This is a genomic window from Elusimicrobiota bacterium, from assembly GCA_026388095.1.
Classification (GTDB): Bacteria; Elusimicrobiota; Elusimicrobia; order UBA1565; family UBA9628; genus UBA9628.
In genome coordinates, this window is sequence record JAPLKL010000019.1 from 16,031 (window position 1) to 29,174 (window position 13,144).

A 13,144-nucleotide genomic window follows, 5' to 3' on the forward strand; every position below is an offset into this window, starting at 1 on the left:
CTAGAATATACCGTCGACGGGCCTATAGCTCAACTGGGAGAGCGCTTGCATGGCATAGGCCTCCCGCCTTCTTGACGGGACTTGCCGCTGATTGCCCTCCGACGAGAAACCCGCCTTCCACCGTCCCGTGACCTTGCCGCAAGTTGCCTTTTCTTGATTGGTTTGGTCCCGATTTGGGCCCAACAAGTCATCGATTTGTCCGTGTGGTTATCCCTCTTGGTTTGTGTTGATCGCGTGTTCGGCCTCGCGCAAAGTGTCGATTACTTCCTCGAAGCGTGGCGGAGGCGACAGAAACATGGGCTCCATCGCCGCATAATCGCGGCGCAGGACCGCCAGGCGCGTGTCGGGAGCGATGAGCCGCAATTTGCCTGGAACGGCGGTCTCGTAGTGCGCCCAGCTTGATCCAAAGAACTTGCTCTTGTGAGCGCGCACCCTTTCCAGCAAATCCAGACGGCTTGCCATCGCTCGTCTGCCGGGGTGCTGCCACAGGGCCGCGAAGTCGGAATAGTGCCGCGCGGAGCGGTCGCGGATCGGCTGCGCGGCCGGCCGATGATACTCGGCATGCAGGATGGTGGCCTTCTCCCAAAACGTGCGCTCAATCTCCAGCGCGACTACCTCGGCACGCAAATCGGCGAAACCTTCTTGGCTGAGTTCCGCTATGAGCGGTTTGATCAAATGTGTGCCTGTTGGCCGCTGGTCCGTAAGCGACCCGAACTCAATCTTCACGACGGGGGGGATGTAAGAGCCAGGCGGGACTGCCTGTGGGTAGGGGAACACAATCACAGGAGAATGGCTCACGGTGTCGAGTTCGAAATTCAACCAGCGGCCTCCCCCAGGGTGCGGCCCCAGCAACGAGCTCACGACTGTCTCTAATTCCGGCAGGAAACGGCTGGTCACCGCTTTTGCGCAGTCGGATCCAAGTCGTTTCGCGCGTTTCTGGCGTTGTGCGGTGGATGGCGCATCATCGAGGTCGGATTCTTCCCAGCCCAGCGATGTCGGACTGAGGCCGAGATCAATGTCCTCGGAGAAGCGGTTGATGGCGCCAAAAACCTTGGAAAGCGATGTGCCTCCTTTGAAGACGCAATCCGCGCCAAGTCGCGGCGTCGTAAAAATCCTTCCGAGCAACCAACAGACCCAGAAGTCCTTTTCCACGATAAAAGTGGGCACGCCCTTGCGGTCCGAGTAGGTCCGCCAGTACAATGCCCGCTCTTCGGCAGGCAGCCGAGCCAGCGATTTCATTAAACCTCATCCTCGTCGGCGATGGAGCGGAAATACGGGTGCATCCAGGCCGGCGCAAGCAGGATATCCTCAATCAACCGGCGGCGGTCCTTTTGGGAGAGCAATTTGCGTAGGTGAGCCACCCTCTCCGAAGAAATATTGGCCTTGCCGATGAAGCGCAGCCCTGCGATCACGAGGCCGGTCATCCGTCCCGCAGCAGCCATCATACGTGGCGAAGCCCGGCGCAATTCGATGATCTGCCGTCCAAAGCGGACTTTGCGTGGCTTGCCATCGGTCAGGAATACTACACGCATGGGGACCTGTTCGGATAGTCGGAGCAGATTGGCCGCGTAGCCGCCGAACGGTTGCAGCCGTACGCGGTCACGCTTGACCAAGGCCGCAGCAACGGCCTCTACGGAAGGCACTATTTCGCCTAATATCGGATGCCGTCGGGGCTGATGATAAAGTCCGCGAGCCAACCGCCGCAGGGCGCCCTCATTCACCAACCTGGAAAGCGCCTGATCCACGGCCGTGCGCGTATCGAGATCGAGAAACTGGCCCGCATAAAACACGGTATCAGAGGGAGCCTTCCGCACGCGTTGTTGAATCCGCTTTGCTGTGCTGTTGTCTGATTTTGGTCTAGCCATTATGTCAGATAATATAGCCTCTTTTTCTGACATAATCAATAGGCTATTACTGCTTATGCGACCGCTGCCGCGGAACTTTCTGGAGGCTCATTCGTAAGTAAGGGTAGAGGGACAATTGGATGGTCGACCCGGCACGCAGTTGACGAGGAGGTCCACCGGCCTGAGCACTTGCATGCCTGCTGGCGCGGATGTCGAGGGTGATCGAGCGGGTGTCTCTCGTCGAGACAGTTTTCGAAAGGCATGGTCCCAAAATGGTCCCACGGCAGTTCCGGACCTTGACCGCAGACGATTTTTGTTTTAAAATATAAGTACTTTGGGCCTATAGCTCAGCTGGGAGAGCGCTTGCATGGCATGCAAGAGGTCGTCGGTTCGAGCCCGACTAGGTCCACCAGTTTCTAAGACGAGGAACGACGCCGCCGGCTCCTGACAGAGGGGCTGGCGGTTTCGCTTTTGGGGGGAGAATCGGGGGAGGGGGACTCTCCAGAAGCCGCTTTCCGGTAGTCCACCCGCGAAATCTCCGCGACCGGGACGCGGCGCACCAGGTGGCTGTAGACCTTCTTGAGCGTGCGCTCGCTGGTTCCCGTGATGTCGCTTAGGTCCGCGATGTCACCGCCCTGCTGCAGGAACGTGGTGGCGAAGGTGTGCTTCATGTCGTGGGGCCGAAAGCGGGGGATGCCCAGCCTGGTCAGTATCTTGCGCAGCTCCGTGGAGACCCCGTTGCGGGTCCAACCCGCGAAGATCCGGCCGCTCTCCGGAGCGCGCGCAAAGAGGGGCCAGACCGCTGGGTGGATGGGCGCGTAGAGCACGGTGTCCTTGAGCGCGGCGTCCCGGTTGATGCCCAGCCGTCGGGGCTGGACCAGGCTCAGGTACTTGGTCTTGCGCTCCACCATACGGCCGTCCAGGGCGCAGACGGCGCCGCTGCGCAGGCCCTGGTGGCGCGCTACATCCAGGACGTCCCAGAGGCTGTAGCCCTTGCGGACGACGGCCTGGGCCCAAGGGCGGATCTTCTCGAACTCGTCCAGGTGGACCAGGCGCCCTTTGGAATCGGAGACGGGTATCTGGACCTCATCGAAGGGGTCGGTCCTGATCCACTTGTAGACCTCGCGCGCCCGGTTGACCGCGGCCCGGATGGCGAACATGTACATGCCCCGGCTGGTGTCGGAGAGGGGCTTCTTCTCTTTGGCAGCCCTCCGGTCCTTGCCTTCCTGACGCTGCATCTTACCCTCGAAGTCGCGCATGGATTCAGGCGTCAGGCTGTCCAGAAGGGCGTCCTCCCCGAAGTGCTTCTTCAGCCGGCGCAGGGCGTAGCGGTCCAGATCCCGGCTGCTCGCCTTCTTGTCCGGCCGCGGTTCCGTCAGGTAGCGGTCGCAGAGGTCTCCCACCGTGTGGCGTCCCTTGGGCAGTACGGCATCGAGCTTGCCGGCCCAGAGCTCCGTGCGGATCCTGGAGCACTCCTTGACCGCCAGCTCCTTCTTGGGGATGCCGGACTCCAGGTCCGGGAGGCGCCGGCCATTGATCTCGGCGCGGATGCGCCACGTCACCTGGCCGTTCTTGGCCACGTGCTTCTCCGGCCAGACTGAGGGGTGGACGCTGCGCGCCATCAGGGACCCGGGTCTTCTGGGCGGTGCTGGCGGCGTTTGTAAGGGTGGGGGGGTCTCTGGGGCGGGGGCACGTAGGGTATCATCTTCGGCATCTGCTTCCGGAGCCACTCCATGGTGATGCGGTGCTGCTCTCGCTCCGCCTTCGTTGTCTTCCAGCGGCCACCGCGGCGCCGGACATTGGCCTCGGCATCGTCGCACATATTGACGGTGCGGTCTAAGAACAAATCACCTTCCCGCTGGTGGAGCAGGGTGCCAAACTCATCCCTGTCGAACTCCTTATTGTCCAGGAAGATGCGGACTCCGCGCCAGCAACAGACCGATTGCCAAGTATCCCTGATGTCGGCTGGGAGGGTGAGAGTCAGCACGTGCGTTTCAGGATTCTTTCCGCGTGCGGGACGGACCTTGTAGCTCGGGTGGCCCTTGACCTCATCGACGAAACGGGCCCAGTGGCACGAGCGCGACTTGGCGATCTCAAAACGGACGCGGAGGACTCTCAAGGGGGACTCGTCGATATCCAGATGGTCCATGGCCCGATGGCATTGACTTCTAAAAAATATTCTCCACCCTCATGCAGGGCTAGGCCTCCAGGAGCATGGCCGCTTTGATCGGCAATTATTTTGATTTGCTGGTCATCTCTAGATTTTAAAGCAATTTGGAAAGAGTGGCCTTTTGTAGGAGCCCATCGAACCCACCAGTCGGGGGGGACAGCGAAAGGTTTCGTGGTCGTCATCCCATCTCCGCGAATGGTCTTTGAGAAAATGACGGGAAGCACAGTGTCCGTGCTTGGTGCCCTTTTTTTCATCGGTTTGCTGCGAGACGGGATCGGCGTCTCCGGGACTGGGTTCGTGATCGTCGGGGCCACAATCGGGGACGTGCTCTCGGCATAGTTATGGGCGAGGACCCAGAGCACTGCTCCGCCTAGAATTGTACCTAGCATGATAAGAATTGGAAGAACGATAAACATTCCGCATCCGAGCTTGACGCCGTCCCAGACACTGCTATGCGCTCTAACCTCTTTATCGTCTGGATTCACTTGTCTTCGACTATTGCTCGTGGGTGATGTCCTCCCACAGGCGGTTTAACAGGGCGCGATTCTCCTGGGTGTCCGGGTCGGATGATTTTTTTTTCTTCTTCCCGCCAAAGGCCGCGCGCAATCATGGCCTCTCTAATCAAGAGGCTGCATTCCGTTGCTACGCTATGGAGATTTTCTGCTCCGTAATTTTTGACAGCAGCGTGGAGTGGTTCCGGCAACTCGATGGTGAATCGTTTCCGTTTCTCGTCGGAAGATGGACGTCTATATCTCTTCAAAATATTCCTCTTGACTTGTGAACCATAGCGGTGTATAATGAACCATAGTCATGCAATGCCCCGCCAAGAGGACCGATGAGCCAATCGACTGATGATGATCTCATTCACGATTCCGGCTCGCTGACAGCAGGCGACGTAGTTCCTACCTGTGGTCTCTTGGCGGGGACCTGTCAGCGAGCCCACTTTTTTACCACTTCCAGACCCGCCGCGCAATCCCCCGGCCGCTATAAAGGATGCCCTCCATGTCCAACGTCCGCAAGCCCGAAGGTTTTTGTGGGGAGACCATGAAGAGTGACCTCTACCTACTCCTAGGGATAAAGCTCCGTCTCTTCCGACGGGCGCTAAAAATCACCCAGGCGGCCATGGCCCGAAGGTTCGGGCTTGACCTGGATGCCTACAAACACATCGAGGAAGCCAAGCACGCTCCGGACAGCGAGAAGACTCTAATCCTGGAGAACGGTGGATTCCACTCCACGCCATACGACGCCAGGACTTGGGTCACGCGAGAGGTTGTTGACCTGATCCTTGGGCCGCACCCAGAGGCGGCATGAAGATATCCTCCAAGGCGGCGCGCCTGCAGCTGGGCCTCAAGCCCTGCCAGTTCTGGAAGGTGATAGAGCTCTACAAAGTTCCGCGCTGCTACGCCGGCCCGCGCTGCTACACCTTCGAGAAGAGCGTCATCGACGCCTTGGAGCAGCACATCACCATCCGGTCGGCGTCCGAGATCCGGCAGCTGGCGGACGGCCGGCGTCGGCTCCCGTGGTCGGCAGAGCAGGGCGCTTCTTCTTTTTTGCCGAGCACATTAAGGAAAGGTGGCGCTGAGACGGCGGGAATGGGGAGGGGAACTGCATGAAGACCAAGGAGAAGAAAAAGACGTGCTGCAACTGCGGAGGAGTCGGCGCGGTCACCGTTCTAGTGCTCTGCCCGGAGTGCAAGGGGCCGGCGGACCTGGCTATGCACGACGCGCGCAAGGACCTGCTGGCGGCATGCAAGATGGCGGAAGTAGACCTGACGGAACGCGGTGGGAAGTACGCAGGCAAAGGTGGAGTTCTGGATACCCTCCGCTCTGCCATCGCTAAGGCAGGGGGCGCGTCATGAGCAGAAACTGCGTCTGCCAATACAACCTGGCCGGAGACTTCGACCCGGCGCGCCGCTGCCTGCGGGGCACGGTCAACGGCGCCCTCTTCTGCGCCGCGCACTACATCGGCGGTGTGCACCAGGAGGCACTGGCTGAGGCTGACGCCCGGCGGCGCGCGCGCTGGCCCTTCTGGCCCCAGGACGACGTGCCCGCCGCATCGGTCCCGGTCCCGCTCGTCAAGCCCGCGCTGACCATCGAGGACGCGGTCCTCTCGGAGGTTTTGGTATGACCTCAATCCACCAGGACGACCCGCACAGGACATCCGTGGATCTCCCATCGAAGGTCCTGGACGAGACGGAGCACGTCCGGCTAGTCTACGACGGCAAGGACCACCGCGGCGTGGACAGGGCTACCGGGGCCAGTTGGCGGCTGCGCGCCTGCGACTGCCCGAAGGAGGCCCAGCCGTGATTACTCCTCGCGTCTGGAACCCCCACCGCGACAACCCGTCCGAGTACTTCGCCTGGCTGACCGCGCAGGAGCACGCCGAGGTAGAGCGCCAGACCTGGCGCCGCAATCAGGAGGGCTCAGATGTTCGCCATTGCCTACCCTGACGGAACCCCAGTCTGCAGCCGAACGGTCTACATGACCGAGCGCGCGGCCGAGGTCTCCGCAGCGCGCATGTTCAGCGACCCGCTGCGCGCGGCACCGGCGCTGCCGCACATCCCGGGCCGGACCTGGCGCGAGGTCGGGTACCGGGTTGTCCCGGTGGTCGGGATCCAGGACCAGGAAACGCGAACCGAGCGCCGGGGCCACGCCTGCCCCGGCGCGGAGCGGTTCGGAGGGGCCCTCTGCCACACACCCGAGCGTCCGCTGGGCCGGCCGGTCTACGGGTCAGACAGGTGGGGGATGATATGACCCCGGCAGAGATCCGCGACCAGGCCGCCCTCCTGGAGGCCGAGTACGGCCCCGACCTGGAGCCGCGCGCGGCGGCGGCGGCGCTGAACTGCGACATCATCCTGCCGTTCTTCCTCGCGGCCTGCGCGCTCGGCCTGGGCATGGCGCTGTCTGATTTCTTCATGCGGTGGCTGGAGGGAGTGCTGCGATGAAACGAAACGCCGGAGTGTGGGGAATGCGGGGGCCTCAGAACAAGCTGCACTTTTACCCCGGAAGCGGGAATAAGGCAATTTGCGGAACGAGCTCCGAATCCTTTCTATACTCGGAGACGGAGCGCCCTGACCCGAAGAATTGCTGCGGGCGCTGCCTGCGGTCGCATAGAGGCACGATATGATTTCGGCGCCGGGCCGCACAAATCCCGAATGCAGCGGGAACTCCAGGCCCGGCGCCTCCTTTGGGCCGTCATCGCTCTTGGCGAGTGACGGCCAGAATATGCCGCGCGAGTCGTCCGGCTGCAATGGCCTGGCAGCTAATCATGGGATACATGGCCCCACAAGGCAAATAAACCACCGGCCCATGCGCGCGGCCATTCTCGCCGACAGGGACCAGCGCCCTGCCGGCACCATCCAGGAGCGGTCCGAAGGGCGTGGAGGGGGATTGATCTCCCTGCTCATTCACCCCCTGCCGGGGCAGTCCACGTGCACCCCGGCCCGCTTCATCACCATATAGGAGGTATCAATGCCCGCAGAAATCGTCGGACAGGAGTTGATGGTCATCAAGGACACGGGGGTCAACGACCGGGGCAACCGGACGAAGATCCGCGTCGTGCGCTGGATCGTGGACGACGAGCCGAAGAGCATCGTGCTCGAAAAGCGCAACTTCTTCATGTACGAGGAGGAGGGCGTGGAGCCGGTGGAGCGGATGGGAAAGTGCGAGGGGTTCAGGCTCAACGACCTCAAAGCCATCTACCCCAAGCTCAAGGAAATCTCCGAGATCATGAAGAACCCGCCGGCGCACAAGAGCGCCAACGAGGACATCCCGGATACCGTCGAGGAGTGCCCCTTCTAGGGGATCCCGGCGGGGGCGACCCCGCCGGCAGCTTTCAGGTGCAGCCATAGCCGTCGAAGCAAAAGGAGGAGGAACGCATGGAGCAGCAACCGCAGGAACGAGAAGCAGAGCTCGTCGATTCGAGCCACGCCCTGGCCATCGAGATCTCCGGGCAGAGGCAGATGGCGATCGCGCAGCCGCGCAACCCGAAGGCCGTATTCGAATCGGCCATCACGGAGCTCGAGATGGACCCGGAGTTCGCGGAGGACGCCTACTACGAGATCCCGGTCAACAGCAGGGACGACGACGAGGGGGGGGACAGCAAGCCGAAGTTCATTACCGGCCTGAGCGTCGTCTCCAGCCGATCCATCCAGCGCCTCTGGGGGAACTGCGCCTCAGCATCGAGAATCGTGGGGGAGACGGACAGCGCTGTGGAGGTCGAGGGAGTGTTCGCCGACTTCGAGACGAACACCTTCTTCCGCAGCACGGTGCGCGTCCCGAAGACCTACATCCCGCGCAAGTCGAAGATCCCGGTACCGCTCCGAGTCGACGCGCTCAACAAGGCCATCCAGGCCGGCTGCGCGAAGGCGGAGCGCAACTCCGCCCTCAAGGGCATCCCCGAGTGGTTCAAGACCCGCTACTACCGGCGCGCTCGGCAGCTGGCGGCCGCTGGAGCTCCCGCGGGCGGTGCGACCGCCGCGGCGGGGACCAAGCCCGAGAAGACGGTGGCCGAGCGCCTGCAGGCGGTATGCAAGGCCTTCGCCGGCTTCGGCATCACCGAGGACCGCGTCCAGGCTTACGTGAAGTCGAAGTTCGACGCCGCGGTGAAGCCCGAGGAAGTCCTGGCCACGATGCGCGGGATCTACAACGCGATCCGGGACAAGCAGGTCCAAGGCGAGGAGGTCTTCGCGGCGCCGGCGTCCAAGCCAAGCGGGCAAGGCGGCGCGGTCAAGCTCGAGGACGTGATGGGAGCGGAGCAGGCGTCGGCCGCGGGGAGCGAGTTCTAATATGGAGACCACGACCCCCGCAGCAACCGTCAAGAAGCCCCACATCAGCGCCACGCAGGTGGACATGTTCACCAAGTGCGGCGAGCAGTACCGGCGGCGTTACATCGAGAAGGACGTCATCCCGCCGGGAGTGGCCCTGATCCGCGGCAAGGCCATCCACAGCGGAGCGGAGTACGACTTCCGGCAAAAGATGGAGACCCTCAAGGACCTGCCCCGGCAGGAGATCGTGGACCGCGCGGCCGCGGAGTTCAACGCGCAGGTCAAGGCCGACGGCATCTACCTGTGCGAGGAGGACGCAGCGCGGGGCAAGGACATCATTCTGGGCGAGGGACTCGACGAGGTGGTCAGGCTCGCCGGTCTCCTCGCTGACGAGGTCCTGCCGGTCTACCAGCCCATCGCGGTCGAGGAACGGCAACTCATCGAACTCCCCAGCTCGCCCAGGGACATCCTGGGCATCTTGGACGTCGTCGCCTGGCAGATCAACCAGCCCAAGGAGAGGTTCGGCCTGGTCGACTACAAGTCGGGCAAGTCCAAACCCCAGTCCCACTGGGACGCCGCCACCGGCCTGACGATCTACGCCCTGACCTTTCGGGCCAAGTACCGCCAGCCTCCGGCGTTCATCAACGTCGAGCAGCTCGTCACTAACAAAACCCCGAAGCGGGTGCTGGTGACCACGACCAGGGACAAGGCCGACTTCGTCCCCTGCATCAGCCGGATGAACGCCGTGCTCGCCGGCATCGAGAAGCAGGTCTTCGTGCCGGCCATGCCGGGAGCCTGGTGGTGCTCGCCGAAGTGGTGCGGGTACTGGACTTCATGCAGTTTCGTTAACAGCGAAAGGAAGGCCGCGGCCGCCGCGGCGGGAGAGTAACCCCATGGGAGACAAGCCCCTCAAGATCATCGCCCTGCAGGCCGAGAACATCAAGAAGCTCGTGGCCGTGGAGATCCGACCGGACGGCAACCTGGTCCAGATCACCGGCAAGAACGGAAACGGCAAGACGTCCGTGCTCGACTCCATCTGGTGGTGCCTGGCCGGCAAAGACGTCATCCAGGGCAAGCCCATCCGCGAGGGCCAGTCCGAGGCCCGCATCCGGCTGGACCTGCAGGAGATCGTGGTGACGCGGACCTTCAAGAAGGACAAGGCCGGCGACGTCACCACGTCCATCAAGGTGGAGAGCGCCGACGGCTCGCGCTTCCCCAGCCCGCAGACCATGCTGGACCAACTGCTCGGCCAGCTGACCTTCGACCCCCTGGCGTTCTCAAGGATGGACCCGAAGGGCCAGTACGACACGCTCAAGCGCCTCGTCCCGGGCGTGGACTTCGACAAACTGGCCGACGAAAGCCAGGCCGACTACGAGAGGCGCACCGAGGTCAACCGGAAGGCGAAGGACGCCCGGGCCGCAGCCGCGCTCATCGACGTGCTGCCCCAGGGCCCTACGCGGCCGGTCAACGACACGGAGCTCATCGAGCAAATGGAGAGCGCCGCGAAGTACAACTCGGACATCGAGACCAGACGCGGCAACCGGGAGCGGGCCGCCAAGCAGATAGAGCAGCTGCGCCGCAACGCCGAGGCCAAGCTGGCAGACGCGGATCAGCGCGCCGCGGAGATCGTCAACGACGCCAAAGAGGCCCTGCGCCGCGCGCAGGAAGCCATGACGGCCGCCGAGAAGCGAACGGCGGATATCCGTTCCGCAGCCCTGGGCGAGTGCGACAACCTGAAGACGGAGGCCAACACGACCGAGCGGAAGCTGCAGGACGCCCCGGCCCTGCCCGAGCCCCGGGACGTGGCCGATCTGCGCAAGAAGATCGAGCAGGCCCGCACCGCCAACGAGGAGATCGGGCAGCGTCAGCGCAAGCTCGCCTTCCTGCAGGTGGCCGAGGAGGCCGAGAAGCAGTCCGAGCAGATCACCGCCGGCATGAAGTCGCGCGAGGACAAGAAGGCCCAGGCGATCGCCGCGGCCAAGCTCCCCGTCCCGGTCCTCGGCCTGGGCGACGGCCTGGTGACCATGGGCGGCCTGCCGTTCGACCAGGCCAGCGACGCCGAGCAATTGCGCGTCAGCATCGCCATCGCTATGGCGCTCAACCCGAAGCTGCGCGTCATCCGAGTCCGCGACGGCTCGCTGCTGGACGAGGACTCCCTCAAGCTGCTAGGCGAGATGGCGAAAGACAAGGACTACCAGGTCTGGGTCGAGCGCGTCGACGGCTCCGGCAAGGTCGGCTTCGTGCTCGAGGACGGCCTGGTTAAGGGCGCCCCGCTGCCCGCGAAGGCCTCGGCCGCACCCGCCGCGAAGCCCGCGGCGGCCGCCCCGAAGTCCAAGCCGGCGCCGGCGGCCTCCAAGGCCTCGGTCTCGGACGAGTTCTAGCAGTACCCCCAGCCCGAGCCCGGGCGGGCAGCAGACCCGGGCTGTGAGAATCGGTGAACATCAAGCGGGAGATATGGCTGTTGGCCAACAAGCACGGCTACAGAATGGAGCAGCACCAGGAGAATATCTTCCTCCTCATCTTCGTGAAGCCGGGCGTACAAATCAACGTCTACTACAGCACTATGACCGTCGGGACAGCCATCAATCACCCCAAGCAGGGGAAGACCCAGCTCTTCCGCAGGGGCTGCAGTCTGCAGGACCTGGCCGCCATCTTCAAGAATCCCCGCGCGCACCTAGGGACCGGCTACCACGAGCTCACCGAACTGGAGCGTCGCGGTGGTTAACCTCCGGGGCTACCAGGCCGGCCCCCTTGGCGTGGAGGGGATCCGCACGGCGTTCAACGACGGGGCGCAATCCGTCCTGTACGTCTCCCCGACCGGGAGCGGCAAGACCGTCGTCTTCAGCTACATAGCCCACAACGCTGCCGAGCGCCGGACCAGGACCTGCATCGTAGTCCACCGCGACACCCTGCTGCGCCAGGCCAGCCAGGCGCTGACCTTCGCCGGCGTCCCGCACGGCATCATCGCCCCCGGGCACTCCCCCACCGCAGACCTGGTCCACGTGGCCAGCGTTCAGACCTTGGTGCGCCGGCTCACCCGGCACGAGTTCGACTTCCTCATCATCGACGAGGCCCATCACGCTGTGGCCGGCAGCTGGCGGAAGGTCCTCGAGTCTTACCGCGAGGCCCGGGTGCTTGGCGTCACGGCCACTCCCCGCCGGCACGACGGCCGCGGCCTGGGCGACGTCTTCCAAAAGATGGTCGTCGGACCCAGCACGGTCGAGCTCATCGAGCTGGGCTACTTGGTCCCGCCGGTCGTCTACGCGCCATCGAGCCGGCCGGACCTGTCCCGCCTCAAGGTCCGCGGCAGCGACTACGACAAGCGCGAGCTCACCCAGGTGATGGACAAGCCCGTCGTCACCGGAGACGCCGTGGCCCACTATCGGAAGATCTGCCCGGGAGTCCCCTTCGTCGTCTTCTGCGTGAGCATCCAACACGCGGAGGACGTCGCCGCGGACTTCAACGCGGCTGGGATCTCCACAGCGGCCATCAGCGGCCGCATGCGCCCAGACGAGGTGGAACGCGCGCTCGAAGGCCTCGCGGACGGCCGGCTGCTGGGAGTTTCCAGCTGCGACCTCATCAGCGAGGGGTTCGACTGCCCGCGCGTGACCGCTGCGATCTCCCTGCGCCCGACCCAGAGCGAGGCCCTCTACATCCAGCAGGTTGGCCGCGCCCTGCGCCCGGCGCCGGGGAAGGACCGGGCCATCATCCTGGACCACGCCGGCAACCTCTGGCGGCACGGCTGGCCGGACGACCCGCGCAATTGGGAGCTCACCACCGGGCGCGGCCGCGAGAAGGGCGACGCCGGCGCCGGGATCTCGGTGCGGCAGTGCCCGAGCTGCTACGCCTGCCACAAGCCGGCGCTGAGCTGTCCGGAGTGCGGGCACGTCTACGTCACAAATGGCCGGGAGGTCGAGCAGGTCGCCGGCGAGCTCGCGCAGGCGGACCCCGGGAAGGACCGCCTCGAGCGCTGGCAGCGGTTCAAGAAGATCCGCGAGGCCGCTAGCCTGGCGGAGATGCAGCAGATCGGCCTCGAACTCGGCTACAAACCCGGCTGGGCCTGGATCCAGTGGCAGCTGCGGCAGACGAGGACCCAACAGATAGGGAGGAATGCGTGAAAAAACAAGCACGGAGGAGCATGAAGAAGCAGGAAACGACGACAGTGAAGAAGACGGGACTCTTGGTCTACCGAGAGCAGTGGGAGTCTTTGACGGTCAAGCGGACGCTGACCGGCAAAGAAGCACTGGAGGCCGTGCGCCAGGACGGCGACGCGCTCAGGTACGTGAAGGAGCAGACGGCCGAGGTCTGCCTGGAGGCCGTGCGCCAGGACGGCGACGCGCTCATGTACGTGAAGGAGCAGACGGC

The 13,144-nt window shown here is 63.8% G+C and carries 19 protein-coding genes and 1 tRNA gene; 16 read left to right on the forward strand and 4 right to left on the reverse strand.

Annotated elements, in window-relative coordinates:
* Positions 1-207: 207 nt before the first annotated feature.
* Together NTY77_05400 and NTY77_05405 are read right to left on the reverse strand one after the other, a co-directional pair.
* A complete protein-coding gene (locus NTY77_05400) occupies positions 208-1,239 on the reverse strand; it encodes a nucleotidyl transferase AbiEii/AbiGii toxin family protein (protein MCX5794909.1) in 1,032 nt (343 codons plus the stop codon).
* Positions 1,239-1,865: a DUF6088 family protein gene (locus NTY77_05405; GenBank protein MCX5794910.1), complete on the reverse strand. Its 627-nt coding sequence runs from the start codon at positions 1,863-1,865 to the stop codon at positions 1,239-1,241. The genes NTY77_05400 and NTY77_05405 overlap by 1 nt, the downstream gene beginning before the upstream one ends.
* A 315-nt stretch (positions 1,866-2,180) precedes the next feature.
* Between NTY77_05405 and NTY77_05410 the strand changes: the two genes are divergently transcribed.
* Positions 2,181-2,256, forward strand: a tRNA-Ala gene (locus tag NTY77_05410).
* A gap of 4 nt (positions 2,257-2,260) precedes the next feature.
* Here NTY77_05410 and NTY77_05415 read toward each other — a convergent pair.
* A complete protein-coding gene (locus tag NTY77_05415) occupies positions 2,261-3,466 on the reverse strand; it encodes a phage integrase SAM-like domain-containing protein (protein MCX5794911.1) in 1,206 nt (401 codons plus the stop codon).
* Positions 3,466-3,993 carry a hypothetical protein gene (locus NTY77_05420; GenBank protein ID MCX5794912.1) on the reverse strand — a complete coding sequence of 176 codons (528 nt, stop codon included), beginning with the start codon at positions 3,991-3,993 and terminating at the stop codon, positions 3,466-3,468. The genes NTY77_05415 and NTY77_05420 overlap by 1 nt, the downstream gene beginning before the upstream one ends.
* Before the next feature lie 1,023 nt (positions 3,994-5,016).
* On the opposite strand from NTY77_05420, the gene NTY77_05425 reads away from it, so the two are divergent.
* From NTY77_05425 to NTY77_05495, 15 genes are all read left to right on the forward strand, one after another.
* The gene (locus NTY77_05425) at positions 5,017-5,325 is read left to right on the forward strand and encodes a helix-turn-helix transcriptional regulator (GenBank protein ID MCX5794913.1); all 309 of its coding nucleotides are present in this window, start codon (positions 5,017-5,019) and stop codon (positions 5,323-5,325) included.
* Entirely contained in the window at positions 5,322-5,627 is a 306-nt protein-coding gene (locus tag NTY77_05430; protein ID MCX5794914.1) for a hypothetical protein, read from the forward strand. Before NTY77_05425 ends, NTY77_05430 begins: the two co-directional genes overlap by 4 nt.
* The gene (locus NTY77_05435; GenBank protein ID MCX5794915.1) at positions 5,624-5,872 is read left to right on the forward strand and encodes a hypothetical protein; all 249 of its coding nucleotides are present in this window, start codon (positions 5,624-5,626) and stop codon (positions 5,870-5,872) included. Before NTY77_05430 ends, NTY77_05435 begins: the two co-directional genes overlap by 4 nt.
* Entirely contained in the window at positions 5,869-6,141 is a 273-nt protein-coding gene (locus NTY77_05440; protein ID MCX5794916.1) for a hypothetical protein, read from the forward strand. The genes NTY77_05435 and NTY77_05440 overlap by 4 nt, the downstream gene beginning before the upstream one ends.
* A complete protein-coding gene (locus NTY77_05445; GenBank protein MCX5794917.1) occupies positions 6,138-6,320 on the forward strand; it encodes a hypothetical protein in 183 nt (60 codons plus the stop codon). The genes NTY77_05440 and NTY77_05445 overlap by 4 nt, the downstream gene beginning before the upstream one ends.
* Entirely contained in the window at positions 6,317-6,463 is a 147-nt protein-coding gene (locus tag NTY77_05450; protein MCX5794918.1) for a hypothetical protein, read from the forward strand. The genes NTY77_05445 and NTY77_05450 overlap by 4 nt, the downstream gene beginning before the upstream one ends.
* Positions 6,441-6,767 carry a hypothetical protein gene (locus NTY77_05455; protein ID MCX5794919.1) on the forward strand — a complete coding sequence of 109 codons (327 nt, stop codon included), beginning with the start codon at positions 6,441-6,443 and terminating at the stop codon, positions 6,765-6,767. Before NTY77_05450 ends, NTY77_05455 begins: the two co-directional genes overlap by 23 nt.
* A complete protein-coding gene (locus NTY77_05460) occupies positions 6,764-6,958 on the forward strand; it encodes a hypothetical protein (protein MCX5794920.1) in 195 nt (64 codons plus the stop codon). Before NTY77_05455 ends, NTY77_05460 begins: the two co-directional genes overlap by 4 nt.
* Positions 6,959-7,484: 526 nt before the next feature.
* Positions 7,485-7,814 (forward strand): hypothetical protein, encoded by a 330-nt coding sequence (locus NTY77_05465; GenBank protein ID MCX5794921.1) that lies wholly within the window; start codon positions 7,485-7,487, stop codon positions 7,812-7,814.
* Positions 7,815-7,891: 77 nt separating this feature from the next.
* Entirely contained in the window at positions 7,892-8,800 is a 909-nt protein-coding gene (locus tag NTY77_05470; protein MCX5794922.1) for a hypothetical protein, read from the forward strand.
* 1 nt (position 8,801) lies between these two features.
* Positions 8,802-9,668, forward strand: coding sequence for a PD-(D/E)XK nuclease family protein (locus tag NTY77_05475; GenBank protein ID MCX5794923.1), 867 nt, complete (start codon positions 8,802-8,804; stop codon positions 9,666-9,668).
* A gap of 4 nt (positions 9,669-9,672) precedes the next feature.
* The gene (locus NTY77_05480) at positions 9,673-11,160 is read left to right on the forward strand and encodes an AAA family ATPase (GenBank protein ID MCX5794924.1); all 1,488 of its coding nucleotides are present in this window, start codon (positions 9,673-9,675) and stop codon (positions 11,158-11,160) included.
* Between the two features lie 53 nt (positions 11,161-11,213).
* A complete protein-coding gene (locus NTY77_05485) occupies positions 11,214-11,504 on the forward strand; it encodes a hypothetical protein (protein ID MCX5794925.1) in 291 nt (96 codons plus the stop codon).
* A complete protein-coding gene (locus NTY77_05490; protein MCX5794926.1) occupies positions 11,497-12,897 on the forward strand; it encodes a DEAD/DEAH box helicase in 1,401 nt (466 codons plus the stop codon). Before NTY77_05485 ends, NTY77_05490 begins: the two co-directional genes overlap by 8 nt.
* The coding region (locus NTY77_05495; GenBank protein MCX5794927.1) for a DUF4116 domain-containing protein at positions 12,894-13,144 on the forward strand (251 nt) is incomplete at its 3' end. The genes NTY77_05490 and NTY77_05495, both read left to right, overlap by 4 nt.

Excerpts from the sequence above, each read along its gene's own strand:
- NTY77_05400 (MCX5794909.1), bottom strand. The coding sequence starts at position 1,239 with ATGAAATCGCTGGCTCGGCTGCCTGCCGAAGAGCGGGCATTGTACTGG.
- NTY77_05405 (MCX5794910.1), bottom strand. The coding sequence starts at position 1,865 with ATGGCTAGACCAAAATCAGACAACAGCACAGCAAAGCGGATTCAACAA.
- NTY77_05415 (MCX5794911.1), bottom strand. The coding sequence starts at position 3,466 with ATGGCGCGCAGCGTCCACCCCTCAGTCTGGCCGGAGAAGCACGTGGCC.
- NTY77_05420 (MCX5794912.1), bottom strand. The coding sequence starts at position 3,993 with ATGGACCATCTGGATATCGACGAGTCCCCCTTGAGAGTCCTCCGCGTC.
- NTY77_05425 (MCX5794913.1), top strand. The coding sequence starts at position 5,017 with ATGTCCAACGTCCGCAAGCCCGAAGGTTTTTGTGGGGAGACCATGAAG.
- NTY77_05430 (MCX5794914.1), top strand. The coding sequence starts at position 5,322 with ATGAAGATATCCTCCAAGGCGGCGCGCCTGCAGCTGGGCCTCAAGCCC.
- NTY77_05435 (MCX5794915.1), top strand. The coding sequence starts at position 5,624 with ATGAAGACCAAGGAGAAGAAAAAGACGTGCTGCAACTGCGGAGGAGTC.
- NTY77_05440 (MCX5794916.1), top strand. The coding sequence starts at position 5,869 with ATGAGCAGAAACTGCGTCTGCCAATACAACCTGGCCGGAGACTTCGAC.
- NTY77_05445 (MCX5794917.1), top strand. The coding sequence starts at position 6,138 with ATGACCTCAATCCACCAGGACGACCCGCACAGGACATCCGTGGATCTC.
- NTY77_05455 (MCX5794919.1), top strand. The coding sequence starts at position 6,441 with ATGTTCGCCATTGCCTACCCTGACGGAACCCCAGTCTGCAGCCGAACG.
- NTY77_05460 (MCX5794920.1), top strand. The coding sequence starts at position 6,764 with ATGACCCCGGCAGAGATCCGCGACCAGGCCGCCCTCCTGGAGGCCGAG.
- NTY77_05465 (MCX5794921.1), top strand. The coding sequence starts at position 7,485 with ATGCCCGCAGAAATCGTCGGACAGGAGTTGATGGTCATCAAGGACACG.
- NTY77_05470 (MCX5794922.1), top strand. The coding sequence starts at position 7,892 with ATGGAGCAGCAACCGCAGGAACGAGAAGCAGAGCTCGTCGATTCGAGC.
- NTY77_05475 (MCX5794923.1), top strand. The coding sequence starts at position 8,802 with ATGGAGACCACGACCCCCGCAGCAACCGTCAAGAAGCCCCACATCAGC.
- NTY77_05480 (MCX5794924.1), top strand. The coding sequence starts at position 9,673 with ATGGGAGACAAGCCCCTCAAGATCATCGCCCTGCAGGCCGAGAACATC.